8 protein-coding genes are annotated in these 6,143 nt (G+C 57.7%); all 8 read right to left on the bottom strand.

What is annotated here, in order from left to right; genetic code table 11:
• A partial coding sequence (locus DXC67_RS09955) for a PTS sugar transporter subunit IIC (protein ID WP_147327787.1) occupies positions 1-587 on the bottom strand: 587 nt, incomplete at its 3' end.
• 60 nt (positions 588-647) lie between these two features.
• The gene (locus DXC67_RS09950; RefSeq protein WP_117565058.1) at positions 648-1,130 is read right to left on the bottom strand and encodes a PTS sugar transporter subunit IIB; all 483 of its coding nucleotides are present in this window, start codon (positions 1,128-1,130) and stop codon (positions 648-650) included.
• Positions 1,131-1,187: 57 nt separating this feature from the next.
• Positions 1,188-1,607 (bottom strand): PTS sugar transporter subunit IIA, encoded by a 420-nt coding sequence (locus tag DXC67_RS09945; RefSeq protein ID WP_117638251.1) that lies wholly within the window; start codon positions 1,605-1,607, stop codon positions 1,188-1,190.
• A 46-nt stretch (positions 1,608-1,653) separates the two neighbouring features.
• The gene (locus DXC67_RS09940; RefSeq protein ID WP_117638250.1) at positions 1,654-2,715 is read right to left on the bottom strand and encodes an SIS domain-containing protein; all 1,062 of its coding nucleotides are present in this window, start codon (positions 2,713-2,715) and stop codon (positions 1,654-1,656) included.
• 60 nt (positions 2,716-2,775) lie between these two features.
• Positions 2,776-3,891 (bottom strand): SIS domain-containing protein, encoded by a 1,116-nt coding sequence (locus tag DXC67_RS09935; RefSeq protein WP_117638249.1) that lies wholly within the window; start codon positions 3,889-3,891, stop codon positions 2,776-2,778.
• A gap of 194 nt (positions 3,892-4,085) precedes the next feature.
• Positions 4,086-4,799 carry a GntR family transcriptional regulator gene (locus DXC67_RS09930; RefSeq protein ID WP_117638248.1) on the bottom strand — a complete coding sequence of 238 codons (714 nt, stop codon included), beginning with the start codon at positions 4,797-4,799 and terminating at the stop codon, positions 4,086-4,088.
• A complete protein-coding gene (locus DXC67_RS09925; RefSeq protein ID WP_117638247.1) occupies positions 4,784-5,551 on the bottom strand; it encodes a GntR family transcriptional regulator in 768 nt (255 codons plus the stop codon). Before DXC67_RS09925 ends, DXC67_RS09930 begins: the two co-directional genes overlap by 16 nt.
• 38 nt (positions 5,552-5,589) lie before the next feature.
• Entirely contained in the window at positions 5,590-6,078 is a 489-nt protein-coding gene (locus DXC67_RS09920; RefSeq protein WP_117638246.1) for a hypothetical protein, read from the bottom strand.
• Between the last annotated feature and the right edge of the window lie 65 nt (positions 6,079-6,143).

Below are 6,143 nucleotides of genomic sequence, written 5' to 3'. Positions count from 1 at the left end.
AGGCGGCCGAGCATGGCGAAGCCCATGGCCGGCAGGATGTTGGCGGCAACGCCAAAGCCAGCAAGGACAAAGGGCGGGATGAAGTCGAGCATGCCCTGGATAGCGTCAGCACCCAGATAGAACGACAGCGAGCACAGCAGGAACGCCATGATGACACCGGTGGAACCGATCAGGAAGTGCATCGCATAGACACCCTTAAGGTTGCCCTGGCTGGAGAAGACATCAGCGCGGTCAACCAGGATCGGCAGGGCGGCGTTGAGGATGTTCTTGATGGCAAGGCACAGCGTGGCGATGGGCATGGCAAGCGCGATGGCTGCCTCGGTGCTCTGGCCCAGCTGGATAGCGAAGGCACAGGCAAGCACGCCGCCGATCGTCTCATCAGGCGGCACGTAGGCGCCGATGGAGATCGAGCCCATGAACAGCAGCTCCAGGCTGGCGCCAACGGCAAGGCCGGTCTGCAGATCCCCCAGCACCAGGCCCACGAGCGGGCACAGGACGATGGGGCGGAACGCGTAGAGGGTGCCGAGCTGGTAGTCGAACTTACCAAATGCGGCGATAAGTCCGATGAGGATTGCTTGGGTAAGCATACATCCCCCTTTCCATATAGGACACTACGAAGAACCCGCAGGCTCTTCGAAATTGAACGCCTAGAGCACGCTTGCGCAGTCAACCTTGGGGTCATCGGCCAGAGGACGGATCTCGACCTCGACGCCGTTGTTCAGCATCTCACGCACATCGGCCTCCTCGGCTGCAGTCAGGAAGATCTGACGAGAGACCTGACGAGCATCGGGGCGCTTCTCGTCCTTGGGCTTGGTGTTGCCCAGGTTGACCGACTTGATCTGCGGGCAGCCTTCAACAAGCTGCTTTGCCTCAGCGATGGTGGCGACACAGATAATCATCTTGTATTTGTCAGTCACACCCGAGTTAATGGCCTCGATGGCATTCGCCATATCCTTGATGACGAGCTTGCAGCCGGCAGGCTTGCCCATCTTGAGCGTCGTCTTCCACACCGGGTCGTTGGCGACCTTATCGCCCACGCAGAAAATGCAGTTGGAGCCGAGGCCCTGGACCCAAGAGACCGCGACCTGGCCATGAAGCAGGCGATGGTCGACGCGAAGTAGCTGAATCATAATGTGACCCCCCAAAGGTCTTGTGCCGTCTTACGGCGTGTCAGTAGGTGCTGCGGATTAGAACTCTTCTTCCTCTTCGTCATCGACCAAAAAATCGTTGACAAACTTCACGCGCGTATCGTCCGCAGCGACGATGGCGCGAATCGTCTCCTCAACCGGCGCCGACTCGTCAGAGAACAGCAGCTGGATAAGCAGAGGAAGGTTCATGTTGGTAACGAGGTACGTGCGGGGACGCGTCTGGACGATCTTGGTGAACTCGTTGTTGACGCTGCCGCCAAAGAGGTCGGTGCAGACAACGACATCATCGTCGGCAGCCATGTCTGCCAGCAGTTTTTGGGCCTCCTCGGCCACGTCCATGCGGTCATCGACGAACATCGAAAGATCGTGGACGTTGTCGCGAGCGCCCGAGAGCAGCTCGACACTCTCCTTGATGCCGGTAGCGAAGTGCGCATGGCTGGCGATGATGTACTGCCTCATTCTGTGTTCCTCTCAATAGCCCGGCGCGTTCCCGCACCCGTTTTCTTTAGTAGTCGAACTGGTGATAGTAGCGACGATACTTGAGGTTGTGCTTGGTGACCGTCTCGTAGTAGCGAGCCAGGCGGTCGGTAACGAGCACCGTCAGAATCCACGGAGACACGATGACGCGGAACTCGTCGTCAAGGCCGGGGATCGCGAACTCGGCGGTGTCGATGATGTTGATGTCGGTGTCGCCGGTCACACCGCGGGTCAGGAAGGCGCGGACGCGCTCGTCGAGCTTGCGGTTCTCGTCCTCGCCCATGAACAGGAACACGGGGACGCCGGGCTCCACGAGCTCGAGGGTGCCGTGGAAGAAGTCGGCCGAGGTGATGTAGCGGGTGCGCTTCCACTGCATCTCCTCGAGGATGCACATCGAGAACAGGATCGTCTCGCCCCACAGGGCGCCGGAGCCGATGAACATGGTGTAGGGGGCCAGGGCGTACTTCTTGGCGAGCTCCTCGGCGCGCGGCTCGAAGCGCTTGCGGATATCGAGCATGTCCTTCCAGATGTCCTTGGTCTGCTCGATAAACAGATCGAACTTGGGGAAGCAGCCGCGGCGGTTGAGCAGGCGCAGGCCGAAGCAGTCGGCGAGGTAGTAGCCCTTCTCGCAGCCGCCCGAACCATGGTCAGAAGCCATGGCGACGCAGTTCTCGGCGCCGACAGCCTGGCCGATGGGGCCCTCGGGCTTGGTCATGGCGTAGACGCGCACGCCCATGCCCTTCATCTTCTTGACGGCCTCGAGGACCTCGGGGGTGGTTCCGGACTCGGAGGCGGTGAGCACGACGGACTTCTCGGTCATGCGCTTGTGGCCCATGACGTTCCACTCGGCGGCGTGGATCAGGTAGACCTCGAGGTCGCGGTCGCCGAACTTGTTCATGAGGTACTCGAGCTGCATGAGCTCGTCCCAGGTGCCGCCGACGCCCATCAGGAACACGGCGTCGTAGCCCTCGTCGGCGACCTTGTCGGCGAGCGCGGTCATCTTCTTGCCGGTCTCGTAGAGCGCCTTGCCGTCCTCGAGATAGCCCTCCTGGTCGAAATGCATGATCTCGATCTTCTCGGTTTCCTTCATTTGTCTCTCCTTTCTGGGGTTGTTTCCACATCCCCCATGCCAACGGGCATCAAAACCCGCTTACATTCCGTAACACTCAGCCGCTTTGGCCTTAAGCGCATTGACTGACTCTTCGTAGCCCTCTGCCTTGACCTCCATTTGCTTGGAGACGGTATCGAGATACGGGTGCACGTTCCATGACTTCAGACGCTCGGCAATCATGGCCGCAATCGTCTGGAAGAACACAAGATTGGGAATTGCGCTGAGCAGCGGAGCCACCTGAGGCACCGCAACCTCGTGAGCCCTACCCTTGGGATGGGCCGTGAGCAGCACCGTTTTTGCCGTAACGTTCGATAGCGCATCGGCGATATTCGCAAGACGCTCCGACCCCTGCGGATCGTCGACGATAAACACCAGATAGCCCGGAACGATCTGCATCTCGGGACCGTGGACGAACTCCTCGCCTTCGTGATGCATGGCAGGAATCTTGATGGTCTCGCTCAGCTTGAGCGCTGCCTCCTCGGCAACACCATAGTTGGGGCCGTTGCCGACGACCATGGCGGGCATGTGCTCAGAAAGCTCGAGCATGTGATCTTGGACATATGCCTCGGCGGTCTTGCACATCACGGCATTAGCCTGGATAGCCTCGCGCAGGTCATCAAGACGCTGAGCAACGCCCTTGGCGTCAATCGTTCCGCGCGCCTGACCGCCGTAAATACCAAAGAGCACCAGGTACTCAACGAGAACCTCGACGCCCAGAGTCACAAAGTCCACCGACTCGACACCCACACCGTAGTCAAGAACGATGTCAGCGTGTTCCTTGATGGGTGCCTCGACGTTTGCCGTGAGCGCAACTGCAGCCATATCGTGTGCACGCATGTAATCGAGCGCCGCAATCGTATTGGTCGAATAGCCGCTCTGCGAGACGGCGATGTTGAGCGCATGCTGCGGATAGGTGTGTTCAAAATCGACGAAGGCCTCGGGCGTCACAACGGACACCTGCATCTGCAGCGCATCTTGCAGGTAATCGCGGGCGCAATCGGCGGCATGGCGCGACGAACCCGAAGCAACGATGCGCAGTGCATCAAAAGAGCCGGACTGGAAAATATCAACGAGCTGCGCTACCAGCTCAGACGAACGCTCGAGGTTCTCCCCCATACGCACATGGGCAAGCTGAACGTAATCGAGCATCTTCATCGTCTCACCTCGTAACAAATCATTAGTATTTGATACCAATCACAGTTACAGGTTACGGCTTTTTGATACCTCTTTGTCGATTATTTTATCCCCATCGGCGAACGGTCGATTTTGAGCCATGTAAGGTTGTATATACGGTCTGCTCAACGAATCAAAATTCCGTCAACTTTTCAGCCCGTTATGCAAAAAACCAGCTAGTACGTATAGGTATATCCACCCGCATCACCGCGGTTAAACGACTTGACGTACTCGATCGCCTGGCCGCTCGCATCGAAGCTCACGCACTCAAGCGTCAAGGCAAGATCGCCCTGCTCCAGTCCAAGCAGGCCGGCATCTCGCGCGCCCAGCGCTTCGATATCGAGCTTTTCCTGTGCCATGACCGGCTTTCGGCCCAACATCTCATAGGTCTCGTACAAACTGAAGACCGACACGTCAATATCTTCGATTGTGGGAAACAGCAGGCACGGGATGAACGCCATCTCAATCGATACGGGATCGCCGTTGACGCAGTTCAAACGCCGAATCGAATACAGTAAATCGTCCTCGGCAATGCCAAACAGGTTGGCATAATATGGACCCGCATAACGCTTGGAACGCGCGAGGATGCGGACGGACGGCTCGCCGCCCGAAGCACGAACTGATTCGCGAAAGCCTCCCGTTCGCTCGTAGGCAACGGGCACTTTCTGTGCCACAAACGCGCCCTTTCCGCGGACGCGTCGAATCTGCCCACGCCGAACCAGCTCATCGACAGCGCTTCGGATGGTCAAGCGCGTCGTACCAAATTCCTCGGCGAGGTCTTTTTCGGACGGAATCATGGAACCCGTGGGATATATACCGCGCTCGATACGCTCCTCGATGCGGCGTCGAATGCGCATATAAACCGGGGTGGCATCTACTGTTTCAGCCATTGTTCACCTGCCACGCTCCTCATGCCGTTCTTCTCGCCGTTATCGGCAAAGCGGAACTTTGTGGGCAAAATCACCGATTTGCAATGCTCCACAAAACGCATGTCCTTATCAAATTCTATCGTGCTCTCATAGAACACCGGCGTTCCCTCTTCTTGCTGGAGCAACTCGGCCTCTTCGGCGTTCAAACGCGAGATGGAGATATGCTCACGTCCATGCTCAACGCGCACGCCGCCTTCTTTGAGCAAGACATCGTAAAGGCTCTCACACTCAAAATCGTGATCGGGAAGCGAGGGGCACAGGGACAGGTTAACGTGAGCCGTCTCAATTGACGCCGGCTCGCCCTCAATAAGTCGAACACGCTGCATGCGGAGCAAAGGAGCGCCTACAGCAACCCCAAGCTTGTCGGCAAGTGCCTCATCCGCCTCGATGGCCCCGGTGGAAACCAGACGAGAAGAGGGGTGCAGGCCGGCAGTCCGCACAGCATCGGAGAAGTTATACGTTTCCTGAAAGATATTGAGCGGTTTGGGAGGACACACATACGTACCCGATCCGCGACGGCTCTCGAGCGTTCCACACGAGATGAGCCGCGTGATACCGGCGCGCAACGCCGTACGCGAAACGCCAATCTCTTCGCACAGCACGCGCTCGGCCGGCAGGCGATCGCCGCCGGCAAGCTGATGGTGCTGGATATACCAAAGAATCCCCTCAACAGCACGATCTTTGGGGGGAATTGCATAAGATTCGCCTGCCATTGCACAGACTCCTCGTTCAGAAACGTATGTCGCCAAAATTAGGCCAGACCACCCATGGCATCAAATTCGGCCTTGATCTTCTCGGCGACATTCCGATACGACTTATACAGGCTTGAATCGCGTTTGACTTCATCGGTCATAACGGGAATCTCTAGTTTGGAAACCTCGTCTTTTCCCGTCTGAACCGCCACAACAACGCCCATACCAAGACACATATTACGCTTGGCTGCGTTCATTTTTGCCGCCTTAGCGGGATTTGCCAGAATACGCTGGGCAAATTCCTGTTTAGAGACCGCTTCATCGGCCTCCGGATCGCCCGCCTCGGCCACTTCGCACTGCAACACGTCCGCATAGGCAAAAATCTTCGGCTCGCCGCCGCGCTGATGTACGGCCCACTTGCGACGCGTGGCATCCTGGTAGATAGCCGGCAAAAACGTAAACCGCGGCGGGTCCAAAATCGTATCCGTGATGGTAAACACATCGGGATCAAAGGCATCCTGCGGGTTTTTCTTCTTGAACAGCCCCATATCAGCCTCTCCTACTAACATTTAACAACTCAAGCTGAATATAGCACCAATTTCAAGCCGCCGCC

The organism is Collinsella sp. TF07-1, assembly GCF_003437235.1.
Classification (GTDB): domain Bacteria; phylum Actinomycetota; class Coriobacteriia; order Coriobacteriales; family Coriobacteriaceae; genus Collinsella.
This window is presented reverse-complemented; position numbering and strand designations above follow the sequence as displayed.